Here is a 23,623-nt window from a genome sequence, read left to right on the forward strand (position 1 = left end):
CTGATTTCTTCACGATCAGCCGGTCTGGTGATCGTTTACCGCAAATTCGATTTCCATAACACTCCACTTTGCAACCGTGGATCCCGGCTCCAGAGACTGGGACACAATGGTCACGTCGCTCCGGTCAGCGGATGCGCCTGCTGTGACATAGTTCAGACCATGACTGGTCAGCAGCGCATTGGCCTGGGACAGCTTCATGCCCATCACATTGGGGACATCCACCGTGTTTTCCGTTTCGATTGGCTCGGAATACAGGATCACCGTGCCGCCCTTGGGCACCTGCATACCTGTAATGGGCGTCTGGGAGTATACGTTCTCGCCCTCTCCCACGATCTCATATTTCAGCCCCAGGCTATCCAGCTTGGATTTTGCCGTTTCCACCGATTCATCCTCCAGGAAGGGCACCTTTACACCTAGCTTTGCCTGCTCCTCTTCGGTATATTCAGGATAATATCCCAGATACGGCAGAACCTTTTCCAGAACCTTTCTTGCATAAGGTACGACAACTGTACTGCCGTAGTAGGTAATGGCCTTGTTGGGCTCATCCGCCATAATCAGCATGATGATCTCCGGATCATCTGCCGGAGCAAAGCATGCATAAGAAGCCACATACTGCATATCATCTTCATCTCCGGAGGAAATGCTGCCGCCGATCTTCTGGGAGGTACCGGACTTGCCGCCGATCCGGTAGCCCTTGATGTATGCGTTACTGCCGCCCTTGTTGTTCACCACGTCCTCCAGTGCCTTCCGCATAATCGCACTGGTTTCTTCCGAAACCACCTGGCGCCGGATCTCCGGCTCCGTGGTCTTGATGACGTTCCCGTCCGTGTCCACGACCTTGCTGACCACATAGGGCTTCATCAGGTAGCCTCCGTTGATGGCTGCCGCATAGGCAGTGATCATTTCGATGGGGGTTACAATATTGGTCTGACCAAAGGAGCATACCGCCAGATCCACCGGGCCCATATCCTCCAGGTCTTTATAATAGCTGGGCACCTCGCCTGGCAGATCGATGCCGGTTTTTTCCGTCAATCCGAAGGCGGAGAAGTACTGAAAGAATTTGGTGGCACCCAGCCGCTTGCCGATCTCCATAAACGCCGGGTTACAGGAGTTGGTCAACGCTGTGGTAAAATCCTGTACCCCATGACCGGTTCGCTTGCTACAGTGGATAGGGGGCACGCCATCCACCACTACTACGCCGCCAGTGCAGTTAAAGGTATCCGTCAGCTTGATTACCGACTCCTCAAAGCCCGCAGAGGCGGTTATGACCTTGAATACGGAACCCGGCTGGTACAGCTCGGTAATGGCTTTGTTTTTCCACTGCTTTTCCCGTGCTTCCACATAAGCGGTCTTGTATTCCCCCTCGGACAGGGTATCCAGATATTCCTGCACGGCAGGATCCGCAATCACATACGGTTCATTCAGATCAAACCCTGGGTAAGTGGCCATGGCCAGTACCGCACCGGTTTTGGCGTTCATAATAATGCCACAGGCACGGTTGTTGACCTGACACTTGGTCACCATCTCCGCCAGGTTAGATTCCAGATAGGTCTGCAAGGTGGTGTCGATGGTCAGGTATAGAGAGTTGCCATCCTGGGCGTCATAGGTCTTGGAATACCGGTAGGGCATCTCGTTGCCGTTTACGTCCTTTGCGGAAATGGTCTTGCCGTCCGTACCATGCAGATAATCATCATACAAAGCCTCCAGACCATACAGACCGTCGCCGTCGCTGTTGGTAAAGCCAATGACGGAAGCAGCCATAGAATTCTGGGGGTAGTACCGCTTTGTATCGCTTTCAGTGGTGATGGAAGCAAAGCTGATGGTACGATCCTTGATCTCCCCTGCTTTGTTGACCTCCTGCCCCACTACGATATTGTTTACATACTCCAGGATCTGATCCGCCGTGGGCTTTTCCACCTGGGTCTTGAGCACATAATACTGGGTATTCTTCTCCATTGCCTCCCGGACGGTTTCTTCCTTGATGTCCAGGGTTCGGGCAAGAAACTGCACCAGTTCATCCTTCTTTGCGTTCATATCCACCGGCGTGTAGCTTTCACCGTTTTTTGCCGCATCCGCCATCCGGTCAGTTTCCTTCTGGGTGTATCCAGAAAGCTCCTTGCGAAACAGCACAGGGTCAATGTAGATCTTGTAAACTGTAGCACTCTGGGCAAGGATCTTGCCGTTTGCATCGTAGATCGAGCCCCGGTTTGCCGGAATGGTGATCGAGCCGAAGTGGTTGTTGTTTGCCATTTCCTGATATTCTTTATTTTGAATGATGGACACCTTGAACAGGTTGATAATAACCGCCAGCGCCAGCACCATCATGGCACCCAGCACCCAGACGTTCATACGGGTTTTCATCTGCGCCGTGGTTTCATCTCTGTTTGACATGTACTGCTCCTTTCCATAGCCGTTATCTGAATACTCCGGTATCCGGGCAAAGCTTCTGCCCACCGGGAAGCACTCAGATAAGGGTTATTGAAACATAAAGGCAAACAGGCAGGGATATTCCGATCTCCCCGCCTGTTGCCGATGCCTCACGACATCCAATTTGATCGGCGAAGGAACATGGGGCTTGATGCAGTACCCCATATTCAATCGAAGCTTTGGCAGCACATCCCGCACCCGTCGGTGCAGGTCTCGCAGCGTGCCACCTGCATTCTGTTTACACTCGCCTGTTGTCTTTGCTTTCTTTGTTCCGTACTTTGCAGCTGCGCCGTACATATTCTTCGCCGTTTCGTGCGGGGCTTTTGCCCTCTTTCACCGATGCGGCGTTCATTTTCTTCTGTTCCGGTATTTGCGAATGGTTCTTGCTCTCTTCACTATATGTCTTATCCTTTCAGATATTCCATAAAGCTCTCGAATTTGTCCTTAATCCGGACAAACAGGTTCTTTTCCTCATCGGGAATCTCCACCGAATCATCGGTCTGGAGCTGAATGTACTCAATCTGGGACTGATCCAGCTGCTGAAGACCAAGCTCCTGCTCAGCGTATTCCTCCACGCTCTTGATCGCCACCTTTGCCTCCAGATCGGAGTGCATGCGTACATTCTCACTTTGTACGATTTCGTACTCTTTGGTTTCTCTTGCTATTTCGCCATAGATCTCGTTTGTCTGTACCCTGCCATAAATCACGGCGCCAAGCAGTCCCATTGCAAAGGCTGCCGCCAAAAATGTTTTCGGTGCAGAGCCTTTTTTGTGCGTGCTTCTTCTCATACTTATTTCGGGCGTGCTGATATCGCTTCGTCTGGAACGGTGGATCTCCGGCGTAAATTCCGGCTGAGCTTCCGGCTGCAGCTTTGGCGCAGTATTGCCATGCATGTAGCTCTGCTGACATAAGCGGTAACGCTCTTCGGCTGACAATACGTTATCCTGCTGCAGGAATTCATACATTGCTGCATCGTTTGCCACAACAACACCTAACTCCTTTCTATAATTCTGAGTTTGGCACTTCTGCTTCGGTTGTTCTCTTCCAGTTCTTCCGGCTTTGCTTCAATGGGCTTCCGGTTTACCAGTCTGCCCTGCGGTGTGTGTCCGCATACACAAACAGGAAAATCCGGCGGACAGATGCATCCCTTGCACCATCCGGCAAATTTCTGCTTCACCAGTCGATCCTCCAGAGAGTGGAACGTGATTACTGCAAGTCGTCCTCCCGGCTTCAGACATGCAAAAGCAGCGTCAAGCCCGGACGTCAAATGATCCAGCTCGCCGTTGACTGCAATTCTGATTGCCTGGAATGTTTTTTTACACGGATTTTTCTCACGGCGTGCCTTTGCCGGAACACCGGCTTTAATCAGCTCCGCAAGCTGCAGGGTCGTTTCAATCGGTTCCTTCTGACGTGCTTCCACGATCTCCGCCACGATTCGCCGTGCAAACTTCTCCTCTCCGTATTCAAAGAGAATCCGCACAAGCTCCTCCGGGGAGGCTGTGTTCACCAGATCCCGTGCCGAAACACCGGTCTGGCTCATTCGCATGTCCAAGGGCGCATCCACGTGATAGGAAAAGCCCCGGGAACCCGTATCAAGCTGATGGGATGATACGCCCAGATCCAGCAGAACACCGTCCACCAGGGAAATTCCCAGGCTGTCCAGCACCTGTCTGATCTGTGAGAAATTGCTTTGAACCACCACTGCCGGGTATTGAGCAAGACGCTTGTCCGCTGTCTTTACCGCATCAGGGTCTCTGTCGAGTGCGATCAGCTTACCGCCGTCAGTCAGCAGCTTCGCAATCCGCAGTGCATGTCCAGCACCACCGACTGTTCCGTCTACATAAATGCCGTCGGGCTTCACGCCGAGTCCTTCTATTGTTTCTTCCGGCAGAACCGAAATATGATGAAATTTCATTTCATCTCCATTAGACATTGTACTCACCCATGACCTCCATCAGATCCGCTGTATCGAACGAGCTGTTGAAATCGTCCCATGCCGCCTTGTCCCATATTTCAGCCACATTGCACGCACCGATGACCATCACATCCTTATCCAGACCCGCATACTCCCGCAAGTGCTGTGGGATCAGTACCCGACCCTGTTTGTCAGGGTTCAGTTCACCGGCTCCCGAGAACAAAACACGCCGGATATTGGCGCTTTTTGCCTGGGGCAACTGCGCAACCTTGTTTGAAAGCTTCTCCCACTCTTCCTGGGGATACACTGTCAAACAGTGCTTGTCAATGGTTTTGGTGACATAAAACGTTTCGCCAAGTATTTCACGGAGCTTTGTAGGAAAACTGACTCTGCCCTTGGCGTCCATATTATGCAGGTATTCACCCATCAAAACGTTCGCCAAGTCCTACACCGCCCTTTCATACTCTTCGTCGGCTTGTTCCCCACTTCGTACCACAGAATGGAGTTACAACACCACTTTTCACCGTGTAATATCATTATACAGTATTTTCACATAGAAAGTCAATAAGATTTCATAGAAAGGGCGCACTAAATCCGCCAAATTTCCATTGTAATTTTTGTGGATCATCCATAAAAATATCCCGCATGCCCTTGTGGGACATGCGGGTAAAAGAAAGCGCACAGATTGCTCTGTGCGCCTCCGATCTATTTCATTAAACCAGCTGGATGATTGCCATCTCTGCTGCATCGCCCCGACGGGGACCTGTCTTAATGATTCTGGTATAGCCGCCGTTCTTGTCCGCATACTTCGGTGCGATCTCATCGAACAGCTTCTTTGCAACGCTCTCCTTGGTCACATATGCAAATACCTGGCGCTTAGAGTGCAGGTCATCGTTCTTGCCGATGGTGATCATCTTCTCAGCAACTGCCCGGACTTCCTTCGCCCGTGTTACTGTGGTCTCAATCTGACCGTTCTCCAGCAGGTAGGTAACCATAGCTCTGAGCATAGCCTTTCTATGATCTGTTGCTCTGCCTAACTTTCTCGTACCCGGCATCGTATATCACTCCTTTTCTGGTTATTCTTCCTCGGAACTCAAGTCAAAGCCCAGGGACTGGAGCTTTTCCTTAACCTCATCGAAGGATTTCTTACCGAGGTTCCGAACCTTCATCATTTCTTCTTCAGACTTGTTGATCAAGTCGTCCACTGTGTTAATTCCGGCGCGCTTCAGGCAATTGAAGGAACGCACGGATAAGTCAAGTTCCTCAATGGTCATCTCAAGGATTTTTTCCTTACCCTTATCGTCTTTTTCAACCAAAACTTCTGCAATGCTTGCCTCTTCAGACAGATCCACAAAAAGTTTCAGATGCTCGTTGAGGAGATTGGCTGCCTGTGACAGCGCTTCCTTTGCGGAAATGGTACCATCGGTCCACACTTCCATCGTCAGCTTGTCATAGTCGGTAACCTGACCCAGCCGAGTGTCCTCAACCGTGTAGTTTACCTTCAAAACAGGAGTATAAATACTATCAACCGCAATGACATCAATCGGAAGGTTCGGCATCAGCTGCTTGTTGCGTTCAGCAGATACATAACCTCTGCCCTTATCAAGGGTGATCTCCATGTACAGGGAAGCGTCCTTGCCCAGGGTTGCAATGTGCATGCCGGGATCCAGGATGTTTACCTCGGAGTCAGTCTTGATATCGCCCGCAGTGACTTCACATTCACCGGTCGCTTCAATGTAAACAGTCTTCGGACCGTCTCCATACAGCTTTGCAGTCAGACCCTTGATGCTCAGGATGATCTCAGTGACATCCTCCTTTACACCCGGGATCGTGGACAGCTCGTGGTGTACGCCGTCAATCTTTACGGAATTGACTGCAACACCGGGCAGGGAGGAGAGCAGAACTCGTCTGAGGCTGTTGCCGAGCGTAATGCCGTAGCCACGCTCCAGCGGAGCCAAAACGAATTTACCGTATTTCCCGTCACTTCTCAGTTCGACAGTGTCAATTTCCGGCTTCTCTATTTTTTCCAGCATATAAACCCTCCTATTTCGCAATCACTTTTGTTCTTGTGGGGATTTTGCAATGTACGCCAACAATACGAAAATGATTACTTGGAGTACAGCTCGACGATCAGGTGAGCTTCTACCTCGTAGTCGAGATCCTCGACCTTGGGCATACGCGTTACCTTAACAGAGAAGTTTTCCTTGTTTGCTTCCAGCCACAGCGGAACCGGACGGTTTGCAGTCTGCTCCAGAACGTCCTTGAACTTCTGGCTGGATCTGCTGCCCTCGTACAGAGCGATCACATCGCCTTCCTTTACCCGGTAGGACGGAATGTTGACTCTCTGACCATTTACGGTGAAGTGTCTGTGTGTTACCAGCTGACGAGCTTCTCTTCTGGTCAGAGCCATGCCCATTCTGTAAGCAACGTTGTCGAGTCTGGATTCCAGCAGAGTGATCAGGTTATCGCCGGCCTTGCCTTCCATCTTCTCAGCGATCTCGAAGTAGTGGTAGAAGGGCTTTTCCAGAACGCCGTAGATGAACTTCAGCTTCTGCTTTTCCTTCAGCTGCATGCCGTACTCAGAAACCTTTTTTCTGCTGTTTGCGTTAGGATTTCTGTTAGAATTCTTGGAAATGCCCATAACCATCGGGCTGATTCCCAGATGTCTGCATCTCTTCAGAATCGGTTCTTTACTTACTGCCATTTCATATACCTCCTATAATACTAGACGCGGCGTCTCTTGGGAGGACGGCATCCGTTGTGGGGAATCGGTGTTACATCCTTGATCAGCTTAACCTCCAGACCAACAGTCTGCAGTGCTCTGATTGCAGCCTCACGGCCGGAACCCGGTCCCTTTACATAAACTTCAACAGACTTCAGACCATGCTCCATAGCAGCCTTTGCAGCGGTCTCTGCTGCGGTCTGTGCTGCGAACGGTGTGGACTTCTTAGAACCTCTGAAGCCCATCTCGCCTGCACTTGCCCAAGAAATAACATTGCCCTGGGTGTCGCTGATGGTCACGATGGTGTTGTTGAATGTAGACTGGATATGAACTGCGCCGTTTTCAATGTTCTTACGCTCTCTGCGTCTTCTCACGGTAGTGATCTTCTTACCCTTTTGCTGTGCCAAAGTTCATTCCCTCCTTTACTTCTTCTTGTTAGCGATGGTCTTAACCGGACCCTTCCGGGTTCTTGCGTTGGTCTTTGTGCGCTGACCGCGAACCGGCAGACCCTTACGGTGACGAACGCCACGGTAGCAGCCGATTTCAACCAGTCTCTTGATGTTGAGCGCAACCTCACGACGCAGGTCGCCCTCTACGGTGTAGTGCTTGTCGATGTAATCACGGAGCAGTGCTACATCGGATTCAGTCAGATCCTTTACACGAGTATCCGGGTTTACGCCGGTCTCCTTGAGGATGGTTGCCGCAGTATTGCGACCGATGCCATAGATATAAGTGAGGCCGATCTCGACTCTCTTATTCTTCGGCAGATCCACACCAGCAATTCTTGCCATTGGTTTCTTACACCTCCATTATATTGTCAAGGGATCAACCCTGACGCTGCTTATGCTTCGGGTTTTCACAGATGACCATGACTTTTCCCTTGCGCTTAATAACCTTGCACTTTTCGCAAATCGGTTTTACGGAAGGTCTTACTTTCATTGGAAATACCTCCTTCTTCGTATCAGAAATGCATCAGCATCTCACGTTCCTTGTTGGAGCGATTACTTCGCTCTCCATGTGATTCGGCCCTTGGTCAGATCATAAGGGGACATTTCAATGGTCACCTTATCGCCGGGAACGATACGAATGTAGTTCATTCTCAGCTTTCCTGACACATGCGCCAGAATAATGTGCTTGTTGGGAAGCTCCACACGGAACATTGCGTTCGGCAATGCTTCCAGCACAACACCCTCAAGCTCGATTGCGTCTTCCTTCGACATACATAACCTCCTATCAGCCAGCCTGTTCCCCGTAACTTCTCAACAGGGTTCTCAGCTTCTTATCGGTGATCCCGTTCAGATCCATGACCGTACAGGTCCTTCTCAGATGCTTCCGCCGTTTATGCTTGGGCTTGTCAAGTTTTCTGCGGTCGCCGTCCGCGATCCATACAAACTCGCCGTCCAATGCAGTCACAACAAAATATCCGTCCGCATCCCGCCCGGCAATCGCCCGAACAATCGTGCCAACCTCCAGTTCCACTGTACACCTCCGTTTAGGGCTGTGTCAGAATCACAGGTCCATTCGGTGTTACGGCGATGGCGTGCTCAAAGTGTGCGGACAGTGAACCGCTCTGTGTCAGAACCGTCCAGCCATCCTTCAGCACTCTCACACCCTCACCCTTGACGTTGATCATCGGTTCAATACAAAAGGTCATGCCGGATACCAGGCGTACCCCATGTCCCGGCTTCCCGTAATTCGGTACTTCAGGTGATTCGTGCAGTTCCCTGCCGATGCCGTGTCCGCAATACTGCTTCACCACAGCATATCCTCTCGAAACGCAATACTCTTCAACCGTATGGGAAACGTCTCCCATCCGTGCGCCCACAACAGCCGCATCGATTCCGGCATACAGGCTTGCTTCTGTCACTTCGAGAAGCTTTTTTGCCTCATCAGAAATATGTCCCACTGCAAAAGTTGCACAGGTGTCGCCGTGAAAGCCATTGTAATAAGCCCCCACATCCACACTGACAATATCTCCGTCTGCAATTTTCCGCTTGGAGGACGGAATCCCGTGAATGACCTCGTTGTTGATAGAGATGCAGGCACTGCCCTTAAAGCCGCCGTATCCTAAGAAGGACGGCGTTGCGCCGCAGCTTACAATGTAGTCATGCACGATTTTGTCCAGTTCCTTGGTAGTCATGCCCGCCCGAACGGATTCCCCAGCCAGCTTCAGGGCACGACCGGCAATTCTGCCGGCTGCACGAAGCTTTTCCAGGTCTGTATTGGATTTTACGCTAATCATGCGATTACGCCCCCACAGCCTTCAGCGTCAGCTTAGAGGTTTCGGAAACCTCTTCCTGACCGATTACTGTTTCAAGCTTACCCCGCTTTGCGTAGAAATCCTTCAGCGGAGCAGTCTGCTCGTGGTAAACCTTCAGTCGCTCCAGAACGGTTGCGGGCTCATCATCCTTGCGGATCACGGTATTGCCGCCGCACTTGTCGCACTTGCCAGCCACCCTGGAAGGCTTGAAATCTGTGTGATAGGATGCGCCGCAGCCCTCGCAGACACGTCTGCCGGACAGGCGCTTGGAAATGGTCTCATCCGGAACATAGATCTCAACGACCTTGTCAATGTTCACGCCCATAGCCTCCAGAGCTTCTGCCTGGGGAACTGTTCTGGGGAAACCATCAAGAATGAAACCGTTCTTGCAGTCATCCTGTGCGATGCGATCCTTCAGGATCCCGATTACGACCTCATCGGAGACCAGTGCGCCGCTTTCCATTGCAGCCTTGGCCTTCAGACCGAACTCTGTGCCGTTCTTGACAGCCTCACGCAGAATGTTGCCAGTAGAAATCTGAGGAATGGACAATGCCTCGGAGATGACCTCTGCCTGTGTACCCTTGCCGGCGCCCGGAGCGCCCAAAAGAATCAGATTCATATGCAATGTCCTCCTTAACCCAGGAAGCCCTTGTGATGACGCATCATCATCTGGGATTCCATTGTGCGGACAGTCTCAAGTGCTACGCTGACTACGATCAGGATAGAGGTACCGCCCATGGACAGACCGCTCATATCCGGCAGAGCCCGTGCAAAGAAGATCGGGAAAATCGCAATCAGGCCCAGGAAGATCGCACCTGTCAGAGTAATCTTTGACAGGATTCTCTGAATGTAATCAGAGGTGGGCTTACCGGGACGGATGCCGGGAATACCGCCATTGGACTGACGCAGGTTGTTTGCGATCTCAACCGGATTGTACTGCATGGAAACGTAGAAGTAGTTGAATGCAACAATCAGGATGAAATACAGAGCTGCATAGCCGTAAGACTGTGTCTTGAAGAATGCGATAAAGTAGTAATAAATCTTTGCGCCCATAGATGCACCCTCCGGATTTGCAACCGGTTCTACGAACAGGCTCAAGGTATTCGGCAGGGACATAAACGCCATTGCAAAGATGATCGGCATAACGCCGCTCATGCAAACCTTGATCGGAATGTGTGTGCTCTGGCCGCCGTACTGCTTTCTGCCAACCACACGCTTTGCGTACTGGATGGGGATCCGGCGTTCAGCCTCGTTCATCAGAACGATGAAAGTAATCATCGCAATGAACAGGATGCCTACCAGCGGAACAACAAACACATACTTCTGGGGGTTTGTAAACATCAGCTCGACTGCGGTGCCTACGTCCCTGGGCATTCTCGCAACGATACCGGCGAACAGAATCATGGAAGTACCGTTGCCGATACCGTTTTCACTGATCCGGTTGCCGAGCCACATAACCAGCATGGAGCCGGCTACGAAGCAGCCAATGATGACGATCGCAGCAAAGATGCCGTAACCGCCGGTTGTATACTTGATTGCCGACACCTTGTTCTTCAGTGTCAGGTAATAAGCAAAGGACATAAAGATGGACAGTCCAAAGGAAACAATCGCCGTGATCTTGTTGAGGGTTTTTCTGCCCTCTTCGCCCTCGCTCTGCAGCCGCTCCAAAGGAGGCAGCGCATAGGTCAGAAGCTGGACGATGATGGAGGCGTTGATGTACGGCGTAATAGACAGGGAAAAAATTGTTGCCTGGGACAGGGCGCCGCCCGTCAGGATGTCCAGGTATTCCAGGAAGTTTCCGCCTGTTGCCGCACTGCTCATCCAAGAAGCGATGAGCTGGTTATCCAGGAACGGGACAGTGATGGCACTGCCCACTCTGAAAATGATAATGATAAATAGTGTGTAGAGTAGCTTTTTACGAAGCTCAGGAATAGCCCATGCCTTCCTTATGGTCTGAAACACACTACATCACCTCTGCTTTCCCGCCAGCTTTCTCGATTTTCTCGATTGCGCTCTGTGAGAATTTAGCAGCCTTTACTGTAAGCTTTGCGGTCAGCTCGCCATTGCCGAGGACCTTTACGCCGTCGTATTCCTTCTTGATCAGACCAGAAGCCTTCAGCAGCTCAGCGTCCACAACGGTGCCGTCAACAAACTTGTTCAGATCTGCAACGTTAACGATTGCAAACTTTGTAGCAAAGATATTGTTGAAGCCTCTCTTGGGGATACGTCTGCTCAGAGGCATCTGACCGCCTTCGAAGCCGATTCTTACGCCGCCGCCGGAACGTGCATTCTGTCCCTTGTGGCCCTTGCCAGCAGTCTTGCCCTGACCGGAGCCGTGACCTCTGCCGATGCGCTTGGTAGCCTTGGTAGAACCCTCTGCCGGGGATAATTCGTGTAACTTCATTGTTCGCACCTCCTTGCGTTAAGCGTCCTGTACTTCGATGAGGTGGGAAATCTTATTGATTTTTCCCTCTGTCTGAACATTGTCAGGCTGTACGGTGGAATCACCGATCTTTTTAAGACCAAGAGAATGCGCCGTGTCAATCTGGTCCTGCTTTCTGCCAATCAGGCTCTTTACAAGCGTAATCTGTTTAGCCATGTCGCTCTCTCCTTATCCTAAAATTTCCTTAACGGACTTGCCTCTCTTTTCTGCAACTTCCTTTGCAGTTGTGCAGGAAGCGAGACCGTTGATGGTTGCGCGTACCACGTTGCAGGGGTTGTTGGAGCGCAGGGACTTTGTACGGATGTCCTTGATGCCTGCAACTTCAATGACCGCACGAACCGGACCGCCGGCGATCACACCGGTACCGGGAGCAGCGGGCTTCATCAGTACGCGGCCAGCGCCGAATGCACCGATGATCTCGTGGGGAATGGTAGTACCCTTCAGCGCGATCTTCACCAGATTCTTCTTTGCGTCCTCAATGCCCTTGCGGATTGCATCCGGAACTTCACCGGACTTGCCGATGCCGAATCCAACGGTGCCATTGCCGTCACCCACTACAACCAGTGCAGCGAACTTCATGATACGGCCGCCCTTGACTGTCTTGGATACACGGTTGATTGCAACGACCTTTTCTGTAAGCTCCATAGCGGAAGCGTCAATCATAGCCAACGTGTTTTCCCTCCTTACTTGGAATTGGACGGATTCTCAAAGGAAAGTCCGCCTTCTCTTGCGCCGTCAGCAAGTTCCTTCACACGTCCGTGATACAGGTAACCGCCTCTGTCGAATACCACGTTCTTGATACCCTTTGCCAGCGCATTCTTTGCGATCTGCTCGCCAACCTTCTTTGCGCCATCCTTATTGCCGCCATCTGCGTCAAAATCCTTGGAAAGACTGGAAGCAGAAGCAAGTGTCACACCATTTACATCATCAATGATCTGTGCGTAAATGTGCTTGGAGGAGCGGAAGACATTCAGACGCGGATAAGCCGGAGTACCGGAAATCTTCGCGCGGACTCTGCGGTGTCTTTTAGCTCTGGCCTTGTTGCTGTCTACCTTTTTTACCATAGCGATTCACTCCTTACTTACTTTTTGCCCTTGCCGGCCTTACCTTCCTTGCGGACGATATGCTCACCGGCGTACTTGATGCCCTTGCCCTTATAAGGCTCCGGCGGACGCTTCTCGCGTACTTCAGCTGCGAACTGACCTACAGCCTGCTTGTCAACACCACTGATGACGATCTTGTTGGGCTGGGGCACTTCAATTGCAATGCCGTTGCCTTCAGAAACGATCACCTGGTGGGAGAAACCCAGGTTCATAACCAGGTCATGACCCTGCTTTGCAGCACGGTAACCAACACCCTCAATCTCCAGGGTCTTGCTGTAACCATTGGTTACACCCTCGATCATGTTGGCGATCAGAGTTCTGGTCAAGCCGTGGAGGCTTCTGTTTACATTGGTATCGTCCGGACGGGTCACGTGGATCACACCGTCAGCGATCTCAATGTTCATTGCTGTGGATAACTGCTTGGAAATTTCGCCCTTAGGACCCTTCACCGTCATAAAGTTGTCGGCGCACTTCACATCGACACCGGCAGGGACACTAATCGGCATTCTACCTATTCTTGACATTACCGTGTCCTCCTTACCAAATAAATGCGAGTACTTCGCCGCCAACGTTCAGCTCACGAGCCTTCTTGTCAGTCACGATTCCCTTAGAAGTGGAAACGATGGCGATACCCAGACCCTTACGAACCTTGGGCATATCTTCACAGCTAGAATAAATACGCAAACCCGGTTTAGAAACCCGACGCAGGCCGGTGATGATGGGTGACTTGTTGTCGCCGTACTTCAGAGTGATTCTGATGATTCCCTGCTTGCCGTCCTCAATGACCTGGAAGCCCTTTACATAGCCCTCGTCTACGAGGATCTGTGTAATAGCCTTCTTGACATTGGAGGCGGGAACGTCAACCGTGGCGTGCTTTGCAGAATTCGCATTGCGGATTCTTGTCAGTAAATCTGCGATTGTATCAGTAATTTGCATGCCGAATGACCTCCTTTGTTAATTTACCAGCTTGCTTTCTTCACACCCGGAATCTGACCGTCATGTGCAAGCTCTCTGAAGCAGATACGGCAGATGCCGAACTTTCTGAGATAAGCATGCGGTCTGCCACAAATCTTGCATCTGTTGTATGCTCTTGTGGAGAACTTGGGAGCTTTCTGCTGCTTGTTAATCATTGCCTTTTTTGCCATTTCGATGAATCCTCCCTATCACTTCACAAACGGAGCGCCCATCAGTGTCAGCAGCTCTTTCGCTTCTTCGTCTGTGTTTGCGGTTGTAATGAAGTTGATATCCATACCCCGTACCTTGTCGATCTTATCGTACTCAATCTCAGGGAAGATCAACTGTTCCTTAATACCGGTGGAGTAATTGCCTCTGCCATCGAAAGAATTCGGGTTGATGCCTCTGAAGTCACGAACCCGGGGGAATGCAACGTTGAACAGCTTGTCTACGAATTCGTACATCTTTTCGCTGCGCAGCGTTACCTTTACGCCGATCGGCATGCCCTCACGAAGCTTGAAGTTTGCAACAGACTTCTTTGCACGGCAGATCACCGGCTTCTGACCAGTGATTGCAGCGATGTCAGTCATAATTGCGTCGATCACCTTTGCGTTTTCCTTTGCCTCACCGGCACCTACGTTGATGACAACCTTGTCAAGCTTCGGGATCTGCATCACACTCTTGTAGCCGAACTTCTTCATCATTGCAGGAGCGACAGTGCTGACATAATATTCTTTTAATCTTGCCATTCTCGTTCTCCTCCTATCAGAAATGGTGGCCGCAGTCTTTATTCTTGCAGATACGGATCGGCAGCTTCTTCTCTACGCCGGCGCCGTTGGTCTTGGTCTCAAAACCGTGGCCAACACGGGTGGGCTTGCCGCACTTGGGGCAAACGACCTGTACCTTGCATGCGTAAATCGGAGCCTCAGCCTTGACGATGCTGCCCGGCTGACCCATTCTGGTGGGCTTTACATGCTTGGTGATCATGTTGATGCCTTCAACGATCACCTTGTTCTCGGACGGGCTGACCTCAAGAACCTTGCCGGTCTTGCGGGTCTTGGACTCGTTGTTCACGTACTTATCTTCTCTGTCACCTGTAAGGAGAACGACTGTGTCACCTTTTTTAACGTGTAACTTATTCATCATGACACCTCCATTACAATACTTCGGGCGCAAGGCTCAGGATCTTGAGGTAATCCTTCTCACGAAGTTCTCTTGCGACCGGTCCGAAAATACGGGTCCCCTTCGGGTTCTTATCCTCTTTGATGATAACTGCTGCATTCTCGTCAAAACGGATGTAGGTACCATCTTCTCTCCGCAGGCCCTTTGCGGAACGAACAATCACAGCCTTTACAACGTCGCCCTTCTTAACAACGCCGCCGGGTGTTGCTTTCTTAACAGAAGCCACAACAACATCGCCGATGTTCGCATATCTTCTACGGGTACCGCCCAGCACACGAATGCACATCAGTTCCTTTGCACCGGTGTTGTCAGCGACCTTCAAGTAAGATTGCATCTGGATCACAGCGAGTTCCTCCTTTCAGAAGTTCCCTCGGAACTTCCACTCAATACTATATTACTTTGCCTTTTCAATGATGTTGGTCACACGCCATCTCTTGTCCTTGGACATGGGGCGGGTTTCCATTACTTCTACGCGGTCGCCAATGCGGCATGCGTTCTGCTCATCGTGAGCCTTCAGCTTTACAGTGCGCTTGATAATCTTCTTGTAAAGCGGATGCTGTACGTTATCTGCGATTGCAACAACAACAGTCTTGTCCATCTTGTCGCTTACAACCTTGCCAACTCTGGTCTTTCTCAGGTTTCTTTCAGACACAGCAAACTCCTCCTTCTCTTACTGATTCGCGTCTGCCGCACGAAGAACAGTCTTGATGCGAGCGATATCCTTCTTTACATCCTTCAGACGTGCTGTGTTATCCAGCTGATTGACAGCATGCTGAAAACGGAGAGAGAAGAGCTCTTCCTTCAGGCTGACCAGCTTTTCGTTCATCTCATCAACGGACAGATCTCTGATTTCAGTCGCTTTCATTACTGCTCCCCTCCTTGTTCAGCTTTCTTTACAAACTTGCATTTTACCGGCAGCTTGTGCATTGCAAGACGCAGCGCTTCTCTTGCGGTCTCTTCCGGAACGCCAGCAATCTCGAACATCACTCTGCCCGGCTTTACAACAGCTACCCAGTACTCAGGTGCGCCCTTACCTTTACCCATTCGAGTTCCGAGGGGCTTGGAAGTTACGGGCTTATCCGGGAAAATCTTGATCCATACCTGACCGCCACGCTTGATGTAACGTGTCATTGCGATACGGGCGGATTCGATCTGGTTGGAGGTGATCCATGCAGGCTCCAGGGACTGGAGACCGTAATCACCGTAGGAAACCTTATTGCCTCTGAGTGCCTTACCGGTCATACGACCTCTGTGCACACGACGATATTTTACTCTCTTCGGGAGCAGCATTATCGGTTACCTCCTTCTCTTCTAGAATCACGCGCCTTGAAGCCGCCGTTTCTGTTGTCACGGCCGTTTCTGTCATCCCGGCGCTTTCTTTCCGGTCTTGCTTCCGGCTTCTTTTCGTACTTCGCCTTCTCAGCAGCAGCCTTTGCAGCATCGCCCTTGAGAACCTCACCCTTGTAGATCCAAACCTTTACGCCCAGGCGACCATAAGTGGTGTGCGCCTCAGCGGTGCCGTAGTCGATGTCAGCACGAATGGTCTGCAACGGGATGGTACCCTCGTGATAAGTCTCGCTTCTTGCGATTTCCGCACCGCCCAGACGACCGGAAACACGGGTCTTGATGCCCTTTGCGCCCAGACGCATGGAACGACCGATGGACTGCTTCATTGCACGTCTGAAAGAAACACGGTTCTCCAGATCCAGCGCAATCTTCTCAGCAACCAGCTGAGCATTCATATCAGGCTGCTTCACCTCGATGATGTTCACAGCAACCTGCTTCTTCATCATAGCCTCGAGCTGAGCGCGGAGCTTCTCGATTTCTGCGCCGCCTCTGCCGATTACAACGCCGGGCTTTGCGCAGTGGATGTTGATTCTAACCTTTTCAGCGAATCGCTCAATTTCGATCTTCGGAACACCTGCAGCGTACAGGCTCTTCTTGATGAAGTTACGTACGTTGTAGTCTTCCACCAGTGTATCGCCGAAATCTGCCTTGTTCGCAAACCAGCGAGAATCCCAATCCTTGATAACGCCAACACGCAGACCGTGCGGATTTACTTTCTGGCCCATAGTTAACCTCCTTGGGATTATTCTTTTTCTTTCACAACAAGTGTGATGTGAGATGTTCTCTTCAGGATTCTGAAGGCTCTGCCCTGTGCTCTCGGCATAACCCGCTTCATGATCGGACCGGGGCACACGAAGCACTCGGAAACATACAGGTCATCCTTGTTCATGTTGTGATTGTTCTCAGCGTTTGCCATAGCGGACTTCAACAGTTTTGCCACCATCGGGCTTGCAGCCTTCGGTGTCAATTCAAGTGTAGCCAATGCAATGTCAACAGGCTTGTTCCGGATCAGATCCAGAACGATCTGCACCTTTCTCGGTGCGATGCGAGCATTTCTCAAATACGCTCTAGCTTCCATTTGAACTCCTCCTTCCGCTACTTATTACTTCTTGCCGTTGTTCGATGTCTTGGAACCTGCATGACCCTTATAGGTTCTGGTGGGTGCAAACTCGCCGAGCTTGTGTCCAACCATGTCCTCTGTAACGTAAACCGGAACATGCTTGCGGCCATCGTGAACTGCGATTGTGTGACCTACGAAATCAGGGAAAATCGTGGAAGAACGGCTCCAAGTCTTGAGAACCTTCTTTTCGCCGGCCTCATTCATAGCCATAATCCGCTTCAGCAGAACCTCTTGCACGTAAGGTCCCTTTTTAATACTTCTGCTCATGAATCAGTTCCTCCTTTCCGCTTATTTCCCGTTTCTTCTCTTTACGATATACTTGTCAGTGCGGTTGTGTGTCTTACGAGTCTTATAACCCAGAGCAGGCTTGCCCCAAGGTGTAACAGGACCCGGACGTCCAACCGGCGACTTACCTTCACCACCGCCGTGGGGGTGATCGCAGGGGTTCATAACGGAACCGCGGACTGTAGGTCTGATACCCATATGACGAACACGACCAGCCTTACCGTAGTGTACGTTCTCGTGGTCGATGTTGGAAACCTGACCGATGGAAGCCTTCGCACCGATCGGAACCTTTCTCATCTCGCCGGAAGGCAGACGGATCAGCGCATAATCATTTTCCTTACCCATCAGCTGAGCCATGTTGCCAGCGGAACGAACCAGCTGTGCACCTCTGCCCGGATAAAGTTCAATGTTGTGAATGAAGGTACCAACCGGAATGTTCAGCAGGGGCAGTGCGTTGCCCGGCTTGATATCAGCGTCAGCACCGGAACGAACAACGTCGCCAACCTTCAGATCGTGGGGAGCCAGAATGTATCTCTTCTCGCCGTCCTCATACTGAACCAGAGCAATGAATGCGCTGCGGTTCGGATCGTACTCGATGGTCAGAACGTTTGCATTGATGCCGTCCTTGTCACGCTTGAAATCAATTACACGGTACTTTCTTCTGTTTCCGCCGCCTCTGTGACGAACGGTGATGCGGCCATAGCTGTTTCTGCCGGAATTCTTCTTGAGGGGCTCAAGCAGGCTCTTTTCCGGATCAACCTTGGACAACTGCGTGTAGTTGGTAACAGTCATGTTACGGCGGGAAGCAGTTGTCGGTTTATAGGTCTTAATTGCCATTTGCGTGTTTCACTCCTTATATAATGCATTTTGCGGGAGCATTCTCCCATACCTGAAGCGCAATTAATACATGCCGTCGAAGAACTCGATGGTGCTCTTGCGCTTCTTGCCGTCCTTACCGGGCTTGGGATCCTTACTTACTGTAACGATCGCCTTCTTCCAGTCAGCGGTCTTGCCCACATATCTGCCGACACGCTTTACACGGCCTCTGCAGTTCATGGTATGAACCTTTTCAACCTGTACATCAAACAGCTCTTCCACTGCCTTGGCAATCTCCAGCTTGTTTGCGTCCTTGGCAACCTTGAAAGTGTACTTGCCGAGGGGAAGGAAATCCATGCTCTTCTCCGTGATAATCGGCTTCAAGATAATATCCTGTGCAGCTTTCATTATGCGTACACCTCCTCGATCTGACCAACGGCATTCTTTACAACGATGAACTTGTCATAGTTGAGAATATCGTAAACATTCAGTGTGTTGACAGCAGCTGTCTTAACGCCGGGGATGTTTGCTGCGCTCTTGATGACCTTCTTGTCTGCCTCAGCAGTTACGATCAGAGCCTTGCCCTCTACGTTCAGTGCCTTGAGCATTGCAACGATAGTCTTGGTCTTGTAGGAATCAACAGTCAGTGCATCCAGCACGATGATGTTGTTCTCCAGAAGCTTAGAAGAAAGTGCGGACTTCATAGCCAGTCTGCGAACCTTCTTGTTCAGAGCGTATCTGTAATCTCTGGGCTTCGGACCGAGTGCCACGCCGCCGTGATACCACTGAGGAGCACGGATAGAACCCTGTCTTGCATGACCGGTACCCTTCTGTCTCCAGGGCTTTCTGCCACCGCCGCTGACCTCTGTCCGAGTCAGAGTGGACTGTGTGCCCTGACGCTGGTTTGCCAGGTAGTTTACAACCATTGCGTGCATCACTGCTTCGTTCGGAGTAATACCAAATACAGCATCGGAAAGCTCTGTCTCCGAAACCTGATTTCCTGTCATATCAAATACTGAAACCTTAGCCATTTATGCTTCCTCCTTCCTTAAGCCTTTACACTGTCTGTGATGCATACAACGCCGCCCTTAGGACCGGGAATCGCACCCTTGAGTGCAATCAGATTGTTCTCAACGTCAATTTTCACAACTTCGAGATTCTGAACTGTTACCTTTTCAGCACCCATGTGACCTGCCATGCCCTTGCCCTTGTAAATACGGGACGGAGAGGAGCATGCACCCATAGAACCTGCCTGTCTGTGCACAGGGCCGGTACCGTGAGTTTCCTTGAGTCTGTGCTGATTGTGACGCTTGATGGCGCCGGTGAAGCCCTTACCCTTGCTGGTGCCGCTGACATCCACGATGTCGCCTACAGCAAATGTGTCAGCCTTCAGCAGATCACCCACATTCAGAGCGTCGCAGTCGTCCAGTCTGAATTCCTTCAGGACGCGCTTGTAACCAACCTCGGACTTGTCAAAATGTCCCTTCATAGGCTTGTTGATGCGCTGTGCCTTTACGTCGTCAAAGCCGATCTGCAGTGCAGCGTAGCCGTCATTCTCAACGGTCTTCTTCTGTACCACAACACAAGGACCAGCTTCTACAACAGTTACAGGAATTACTTTTCCTGCTTCCTGGTCGAAAATCTGGGTCATACCGATTTTCTTGCCGATAATACCTTTTTGCATTCCATTTTCCTCCTGTTAGGTTATTGGTTGGCGTATGCCAACTTGACCGATGGCGCCTGCCATCCTCTCTGCATGTCTAATGCAGAGTCAGGGGTTATCGCTGTGCTTACTTGAGCACCATAACGATGTCCACACCTGCGGGGATCTCGAGCTTCTGCAGTGCGTCAGTTGTCTTCTGAGTGGGTCTGATAACGTCGATCAGACGCTTGTGTGTTCTCATCTCAAACTGCTCACGGCTGTCCTTGTACTTGTGTACCGCACGGAGAATTGTAACAACCTCCTTGTCGGTAGGCAGCGGGATCGGACCGGAAACTCTTGCACCGCTGCGCTTTGCTGCCTCCACAATCTTTGCGGCTGCTGCGTCCACTGTTGCGTGCTCATAACCCTTGATCTTGATTCTGATTTTCTCGTTGACTGCCACGTGATTTCGCCTCCTTATAGTATTTCATGATTGGGGGCGGGATTCTCTTTGAGAGTTCCCCTGAGATATCGTCCACGTTCCCGTGTGTATCCTCATCTGCGCATAAAAAAACTCGAAAAACGTAACTGTTTTCCGAGGAAGTTCAGATAGGCACAATTCGGGCATACTCCATGCATACGCAAGCTAGCACAAAGCACAAACTGTGTCCGTTATCTCTTTTCGCCCGGTTTAAAATCGGACATACTCCACGGAAATTCCCTGACATACCGCCAGCAACCTTCCGCTTCCTCGCATATCTGTCGCAATCACTTGTACATTATACCATGCCTTACACCAAATTGCAAGCAATTGCGCATACCGGACTTGTAAAATTTTTATGAACAAAAGTATATCATATTTCGATATTGTTTTTAAAGTGCAGCATCCCGGAAGGCATGCACGCCCTCCGAAGCACTGCCTATACTATTTAAAGAGAATCAATCTGCATTCACCCGGAGGAATCCGGTAGGATCACAATACATGCCGTTGTAGCGCACCTCGAAATGCAGATGGTTGCCGGTGGATCGACCAGTGGATCCCACCGCCGCCATACGCTGTCCCCGGGAGACCTCCTGTCCCTCAGAAACATAGATCATGGAGCAGTGTCCATACACTGTCACATAGCCGTTGCCATGATCCACCATCACCAGATAGCCATAGCCTCCTGCATTCCAGCCCGCATAAGTCACCGTGCCTGCATCCGCCGCATAGATCTCCGTGCCTGCCGGTGCTGCAATATCCAGACCTTTATGGTTCCGGTCACTGATGAATGGATCGCTGATATAGCCCCCATCCACCGGCCAGCTGAACTGACCGCTGCCCCGAAGCACCGTGTTTTTGGACATGGGCTGCGCCGTGTAAGTGCCGATGCCCACCTGCTCTGTAACCGGTTCGGACAGCACCTCTGACCGGATCACCTTCCGGCTGGCTTCCGCCCCATCCACATACACAATGTCCACAACATTGGATTTCTCTCCCTTGACACCTGGCACCAGGATCTGGGTATCCCCCTTATTGACCGAACTGGTGTTCACCTCAATGGAATCAAAATCAATGAAGCTGGTCAGGGTCATACGCTCCGTATACTGAATGGGCAGAAAGCTGTTTGTCTTGATGACTGTCAGCCGGTCTCCTGCCTGACACTCTCCCTCCTCCAGATCCGGATTCAGCTCTCGCAGCTCCGACTCCGCCATGGAAAACTTTTTTGCCACCTGCACCACGGATTCCCCCTGCTGTACGGTATACTGGGAGCGATACCGCTCACTGGCGGTCAGCTTTTCGATCATCTCCTCCGTGTCCAGCAGGCTATCCTCCAGATACATGCCGCTGCGGAAGGTCACCGCATTCTCATACTGCACATCCGTTGCCCCGGCAGGCGCATTGAAATCTGCCAGCCGCTCCGACAAGGCAAACTCCACCTCCTGATTGGAGGCAACTGCCCCCACGAAAGCGTCGTCCACAAACACACCGCACGCCTGGGTCAGCACTGCGTCCGAACTGGAAAGCATCCGGTCCGCCAGCACGGAGGAAGGCACATAATCACTGGTGTCATTGACGATGGTCAGAGAAAACTTCGGCGTATAGATCAACGGCTCCGCCAGCTCCACATCGGCAATTCGCTTATGCACCTCACTGGCAGCTGCGTCAAATTCCTCCTCAGAGGCGATCACGCCGATCTCCTCACCATTATATTGCACTACCAGCCCATACTGCAAATGGGCTCCGTAGAGTACCACCCCCACCAGAAACGCCAGAGAAGCAACGGGCACCACATAGTGAAAGATGGTGATCATCAACCCGTTCTCGCCCCACAAATAAGTGTGGGCGCTTTTGAGCAGGGCTGCCGCAAAATGCTTCTTCCCCTTGTGGCGGGCTGCCCGCATATTCTGCTGCACCCGGTCTGCATTGCGCATCTGGATCCGCACAGGCTGCATCAGTGCATGCTTCAGCTTCCCCAAGGGAACAACCAGCCCTCTGCACATGTCCAGAATTCCTCTGCCCAGCAGTAAGATGAAGCCGCAAATACCGTACAACAGGTACAGCAGCACACGGACGATCCAGGCACCGCACAATGCTGCTCTGGAAACCAGCCAGACCAATGGGTTCCGCTTTCTGCGCCGCTTGGTTGTATGCATGCTCTGTCCATTCTCAGTGTCACCGTTGGAAACGTCCTTTGCATGGCTGAGACGTTCCTGATCCATCCTAACAGCTCCCTTCTTCTGATCCGGTAGAGTGCCGGATCTTGTCAGCGGTAATTGTTACAAATCAGTTACACTGTAACCATTATACCAACCGGATCAGAAATTGCAATGGCTTTTCGTCCGTTCGCCAAAAAATGCATTAAAATTCGTCTGAATATACAAAATGTAATAATTATTTTTGGCTATAATGCCATGTATAATCCAGCATTTCCGGGGTATATCCCTGGATAGCGGATAAAAACGGCAGTACTGCCCGCTTTGCTCCAGCCAGGTCATGCTCCAGGTAATTGCCGCACTCGATCTCGGAGCAGCCGGGGATCTCCCCATCGTAATCCGCAATGAACTGATAGGTCTCCTGCATCAGCCGGATGGCATCCTGGTGGCTGAGTCCACGGGTCAGCAGATAAAATCCGGTACGGCAGCCCATTGGACCAACGTAGACAACGCCTTGACCATATTCCGAATTACGGGCATAGGTGGCAAACAGATGCTCAATGGTGTGCATCGCCGGAGTAGGCAGATAGACACCTCCGTTGGGCTTGCACATGCGGATATCATAGGTTACAATATCCCCGTCCACCCGGGATATGTACATGCCCACATCAATTTTCCGGTGATCCACTTCAAAACTTGCAATCTTCTTCATTTCGATTCCTCCAATCCAATTGTACCGCCGGTACCAACTGCTGCATATCCCTGCGCCA

38 protein-coding genes are annotated in these 23,623 nt (G+C 51.2%); all 38 read right to left on the reverse strand.

Annotation, left to right across the window (positions count from 1 at the left end; translation table 11 throughout):
- Positions 1–15: 15 nt before the first annotated feature.
- Positions 16–2,391 (reverse strand): penicillin-binding transpeptidase domain-containing protein, encoded by a 2,376-nt coding sequence (locus tag QVO51_RS04065; RefSeq protein WP_022357346.1) that lies wholly within the window; start codon positions 2,389–2,391, stop codon positions 16–18.
- A 440-nt stretch (positions 2,392–2,831) separates the two neighbouring features.
- Positions 2,832–3,215: a hypothetical protein gene (locus QVO51_RS04070; RefSeq protein ID WP_276694404.1), complete on the reverse strand. Its 384-nt coding sequence runs from the start codon at positions 3,213–3,215 to the stop codon at positions 2,832–2,834.
- A gap of 203 nt (positions 3,216–3,418) precedes the next feature.
- Positions 3,419–4,342: a 16S rRNA (cytosine(1402)-N(4))-methyltransferase RsmH gene (rsmH, locus tag QVO51_RS04075; RefSeq protein WP_015558502.1), complete on the reverse strand. Its 924-nt coding sequence runs from the start codon at positions 4,340–4,342 to the stop codon at positions 3,419–3,421.
- 10 nt (positions 4,343–4,352) lie between these two features.
- Positions 4,353–4,784: a division/cell wall cluster transcriptional repressor MraZ gene (gene mraZ / locus QVO51_RS04080; RefSeq protein WP_276748248.1), complete on the reverse strand. Its 432-nt coding sequence runs from the start codon at positions 4,782–4,784 to the stop codon at positions 4,353–4,355.
- A 271-nt stretch (positions 4,785–5,055) separates the two neighbouring features.
- Positions 5,056–5,397, reverse strand: a complete 342-nt coding sequence (rplQ, locus tag QVO51_RS04085) for a 50S ribosomal protein L17 (protein ID WP_022357349.1) — start codon at positions 5,395–5,397, stop codon at positions 5,056–5,058.
- 21 nt (positions 5,398–5,418) lie between these two features.
- Positions 5,419–6,375: a DNA-directed RNA polymerase subunit alpha gene (locus QVO51_RS04090; RefSeq protein ID WP_015558499.1), complete on the reverse strand. Its 957-nt coding sequence runs from the start codon at positions 6,373–6,375 to the stop codon at positions 5,419–5,421.
- A gap of 74 nt (positions 6,376–6,449) precedes the next feature.
- Positions 6,450–7,046 (reverse strand): 30S ribosomal protein S4, encoded by a 597-nt coding sequence (gene rpsD / locus QVO51_RS04095; RefSeq protein WP_015558498.1) that lies wholly within the window; start codon positions 7,044–7,046, stop codon positions 6,450–6,452.
- 20 nt (positions 7,047–7,066) lie between these two features.
- The gene (gene rpsK / locus QVO51_RS04100; RefSeq protein ID WP_022357350.1) at positions 7,067–7,471 is read right to left on the reverse strand and encodes a 30S ribosomal protein S11; all 405 of its coding nucleotides are present in this window, start codon (positions 7,469–7,471) and stop codon (positions 7,067–7,069) included.
- A 15-nt stretch (positions 7,472–7,486) separates the two neighbouring features.
- Positions 7,487–7,855, reverse strand: a complete 369-nt coding sequence (gene rpsM / locus QVO51_RS04105; RefSeq protein ID WP_015558497.1) for a 30S ribosomal protein S13 — start codon at positions 7,853–7,855, stop codon at positions 7,487–7,489.
- 34 nt (positions 7,856–7,889) lie between these two features.
- Positions 7,890–8,003 carry a 50S ribosomal protein L36 gene (gene rpmJ / locus QVO51_RS04110; RefSeq protein ID WP_000868342.1) on the reverse strand — a complete coding sequence of 38 codons (114 nt, stop codon included), beginning with the start codon at positions 8,001–8,003 and terminating at the stop codon, positions 7,890–7,892.
- Positions 8,004–8,065: 62 nt separating this feature from the next.
- Complete coding sequence (infA, locus tag QVO51_RS04115) at positions 8,066–8,284, reverse strand: translation initiation factor IF-1 (protein ID WP_015558496.1); 219 nt, start codon at positions 8,282–8,284, stop codon at positions 8,066–8,068.
- A gap of 13 nt (positions 8,285–8,297) precedes the next feature.
- Positions 8,298–8,543 carry a KOW domain-containing RNA-binding protein gene (locus QVO51_RS04120; RefSeq protein WP_022357351.1) on the reverse strand — a complete coding sequence of 82 codons (246 nt, stop codon included), beginning with the start codon at positions 8,541–8,543 and terminating at the stop codon, positions 8,298–8,300.
- 13 nt (positions 8,544–8,556) lie between these two features.
- Complete coding sequence (gene map, locus QVO51_RS04125) at positions 8,557–9,306, reverse strand: type I methionyl aminopeptidase (protein WP_022357352.1); 750 nt, start codon at positions 9,304–9,306, stop codon at positions 8,557–8,559.
- A 4-nt stretch (positions 9,307–9,310) separates the two neighbouring features.
- Positions 9,311–9,943, reverse strand: coding sequence for an adenylate kinase (locus tag QVO51_RS04130; RefSeq protein WP_015558494.1), 633 nt, complete (start codon positions 9,941–9,943; stop codon positions 9,311–9,313).
- Between the two features lie 14 nt (positions 9,944–9,957).
- A complete protein-coding gene (gene secY, locus QVO51_RS04135; protein ID WP_022357353.1) occupies positions 9,958–11,286 on the reverse strand; it encodes a preprotein translocase subunit SecY in 1,329 nt (442 codons plus the stop codon).
- Between the two features lies 1 nt (position 11,287).
- Complete coding sequence (rplO, locus tag QVO51_RS04140; RefSeq protein ID WP_015558492.1) at positions 11,288–11,728, reverse strand: 50S ribosomal protein L15; 441 nt, start codon at positions 11,726–11,728, stop codon at positions 11,288–11,290.
- Between the two features lie 18 nt (positions 11,729–11,746).
- Positions 11,747–11,923 (reverse strand): 50S ribosomal protein L30, encoded by a 177-nt coding sequence (rpmD, locus tag QVO51_RS04145; protein ID WP_015558491.1) that lies wholly within the window; start codon positions 11,921–11,923, stop codon positions 11,747–11,749.
- Positions 11,924–11,935: 12 nt separating this feature from the next.
- Positions 11,936–12,436 (reverse strand): 30S ribosomal protein S5, encoded by a 501-nt coding sequence (rpsE, locus tag QVO51_RS04150; protein WP_022357354.1) that lies wholly within the window; start codon positions 12,434–12,436, stop codon positions 11,936–11,938.
- Between the two features lie 14 nt (positions 12,437–12,450).
- Complete coding sequence (rplR, locus tag QVO51_RS04155; RefSeq protein WP_015558489.1) at positions 12,451–12,831, reverse strand: 50S ribosomal protein L18; 381 nt, start codon at positions 12,829–12,831, stop codon at positions 12,451–12,453.
- A gap of 17 nt (positions 12,832–12,848) precedes the next feature.
- Positions 12,849–13,394 carry a 50S ribosomal protein L6 gene (gene rplF, locus QVO51_RS04160; protein ID WP_022357355.1) on the reverse strand — a complete coding sequence of 182 codons (546 nt, stop codon included), beginning with the start codon at positions 13,392–13,394 and terminating at the stop codon, positions 12,849–12,851.
- A gap of 13 nt (positions 13,395–13,407) precedes the next feature.
- A complete protein-coding gene (gene rpsH, locus QVO51_RS04165; RefSeq protein WP_015558487.1) occupies positions 13,408–13,806 on the reverse strand; it encodes a 30S ribosomal protein S8 in 399 nt (132 codons plus the stop codon).
- Between the two features lie 23 nt (positions 13,807–13,829).
- The gene (locus tag QVO51_RS04170) at positions 13,830–14,015 is read right to left on the reverse strand and encodes a type Z 30S ribosomal protein S14 (protein ID WP_015558486.1); all 186 of its coding nucleotides are present in this window, start codon (positions 14,013–14,015) and stop codon (positions 13,830–13,832) included.
- An 18-nt stretch (positions 14,016–14,033) separates the two neighbouring features.
- Positions 14,034–14,573 carry a 50S ribosomal protein L5 gene (rplE, locus tag QVO51_RS04175; RefSeq protein ID WP_015558485.1) on the reverse strand — a complete coding sequence of 180 codons (540 nt, stop codon included), beginning with the start codon at positions 14,571–14,573 and terminating at the stop codon, positions 14,034–14,036.
- Between the two features lie 16 nt (positions 14,574–14,589).
- Positions 14,590–14,967 carry a 50S ribosomal protein L24 gene (gene rplX, locus QVO51_RS04180; protein WP_022357356.1) on the reverse strand — a complete coding sequence of 126 codons (378 nt, stop codon included), beginning with the start codon at positions 14,965–14,967 and terminating at the stop codon, positions 14,590–14,592.
- Between the two features lie 13 nt (positions 14,968–14,980).
- A complete protein-coding gene (gene rplN, locus QVO51_RS04185; RefSeq protein ID WP_022357357.1) occupies positions 14,981–15,349 on the reverse strand; it encodes a 50S ribosomal protein L14 in 369 nt (122 codons plus the stop codon).
- A 51-nt stretch (positions 15,350–15,400) separates the two neighbouring features.
- Positions 15,401–15,658, reverse strand: a complete 258-nt coding sequence (gene rpsQ, locus QVO51_RS04190; protein ID WP_022357358.1) for a 30S ribosomal protein S17 — start codon at positions 15,656–15,658, stop codon at positions 15,401–15,403.
- Positions 15,659–15,676: 18 nt separating this feature from the next.
- The gene (gene rpmC / locus QVO51_RS04195) at positions 15,677–15,871 is read right to left on the reverse strand and encodes a 50S ribosomal protein L29 (protein WP_015558484.1); all 195 of its coding nucleotides are present in this window, start codon (positions 15,869–15,871) and stop codon (positions 15,677–15,679) included.
- Positions 15,871–16,296 (reverse strand): 50S ribosomal protein L16, encoded by a 426-nt coding sequence (rplP, locus tag QVO51_RS04200; protein WP_015558483.1) that lies wholly within the window; start codon positions 16,294–16,296, stop codon positions 15,871–15,873. Before rplP ends, rpmC begins: the two co-directional genes overlap by 1 nt.
- Positions 16,296–17,078 (reverse strand): 30S ribosomal protein S3, encoded by a 783-nt coding sequence (rpsC, locus tag QVO51_RS04205; RefSeq protein WP_015558482.1) that lies wholly within the window; start codon positions 17,076–17,078, stop codon positions 16,296–16,298. Before rpsC ends, rplP begins: the two co-directional genes overlap by 1 nt.
- A 17-nt stretch (positions 17,079–17,095) precedes the next feature.
- The gene (gene rplV, locus QVO51_RS04210) at positions 17,096–17,431 is read right to left on the reverse strand and encodes a 50S ribosomal protein L22 (RefSeq protein WP_015558481.1); all 336 of its coding nucleotides are present in this window, start codon (positions 17,429–17,431) and stop codon (positions 17,096–17,098) included.
- A gap of 24 nt (positions 17,432–17,455) precedes the next feature.
- A complete protein-coding gene (gene rpsS / locus QVO51_RS04215) occupies positions 17,456–17,740 on the reverse strand; it encodes a 30S ribosomal protein S19 (protein ID WP_015558480.1) in 285 nt (94 codons plus the stop codon).
- Between the two features lie 21 nt (positions 17,741–17,761).
- Complete coding sequence (gene rplB, locus QVO51_RS04220; RefSeq protein WP_015558479.1) at positions 17,762–18,595, reverse strand: 50S ribosomal protein L2; 834 nt, start codon at positions 18,593–18,595, stop codon at positions 17,762–17,764.
- Between the two features lie 63 nt (positions 18,596–18,658).
- On the reverse strand, positions 18,659–18,982 hold the full coding sequence (rplW, locus tag QVO51_RS04225; RefSeq protein ID WP_015558478.1) for a 50S ribosomal protein L23: 324 nt from the start codon (positions 18,980–18,982) through the stop codon (positions 18,659–18,661).
- Positions 18,982–19,605, reverse strand: coding sequence for a 50S ribosomal protein L4 (gene rplD / locus QVO51_RS04230; protein WP_022357359.1), 624 nt, complete (start codon positions 19,603–19,605; stop codon positions 18,982–18,984). The genes rplW and rplD overlap by 1 nt, the downstream gene beginning before the upstream one ends.
- Before the next feature lie 17 nt (positions 19,606–19,622).
- Entirely contained in the window at positions 19,623–20,258 is a 636-nt protein-coding gene (rplC, locus tag QVO51_RS04235) for a 50S ribosomal protein L3 (protein ID WP_015558476.1), read from the reverse strand.
- A 106-nt stretch (positions 20,259–20,364) separates the two neighbouring features.
- The gene (rpsJ, locus tag QVO51_RS04240) at positions 20,365–20,679 is read right to left on the reverse strand and encodes a 30S ribosomal protein S10 (RefSeq protein ID WP_022357360.1); all 315 of its coding nucleotides are present in this window, start codon (positions 20,677–20,679) and stop codon (positions 20,365–20,367) included.
- A gap of 476 nt (positions 20,680–21,155) precedes the next feature.
- Positions 21,156–22,919 (reverse strand): M23 family metallopeptidase, encoded by a 1,764-nt coding sequence (locus tag QVO51_RS04245; protein ID WP_022357361.1) that lies wholly within the window; start codon positions 22,917–22,919, stop codon positions 21,156–21,158.
- Positions 22,920–23,091: 172 nt separating this feature from the next.
- A complete protein-coding gene (locus QVO51_RS04250; protein ID WP_022357362.1) occupies positions 23,092–23,565 on the reverse strand; it encodes an S-ribosylhomocysteine lyase in 474 nt (157 codons plus the stop codon).
- Between the last annotated feature and the right edge of the window lie 58 nt (positions 23,566–23,623).

It is taken from the genome of Ruminococcus sp. CAG:379, assembly GCF_000434255.1.
Lineage (GTDB): Bacteria > Bacillota > Clostridia > Oscillospirales > Ruminococcaceae > Ruminococcus_F > Ruminococcus_F champanellensis.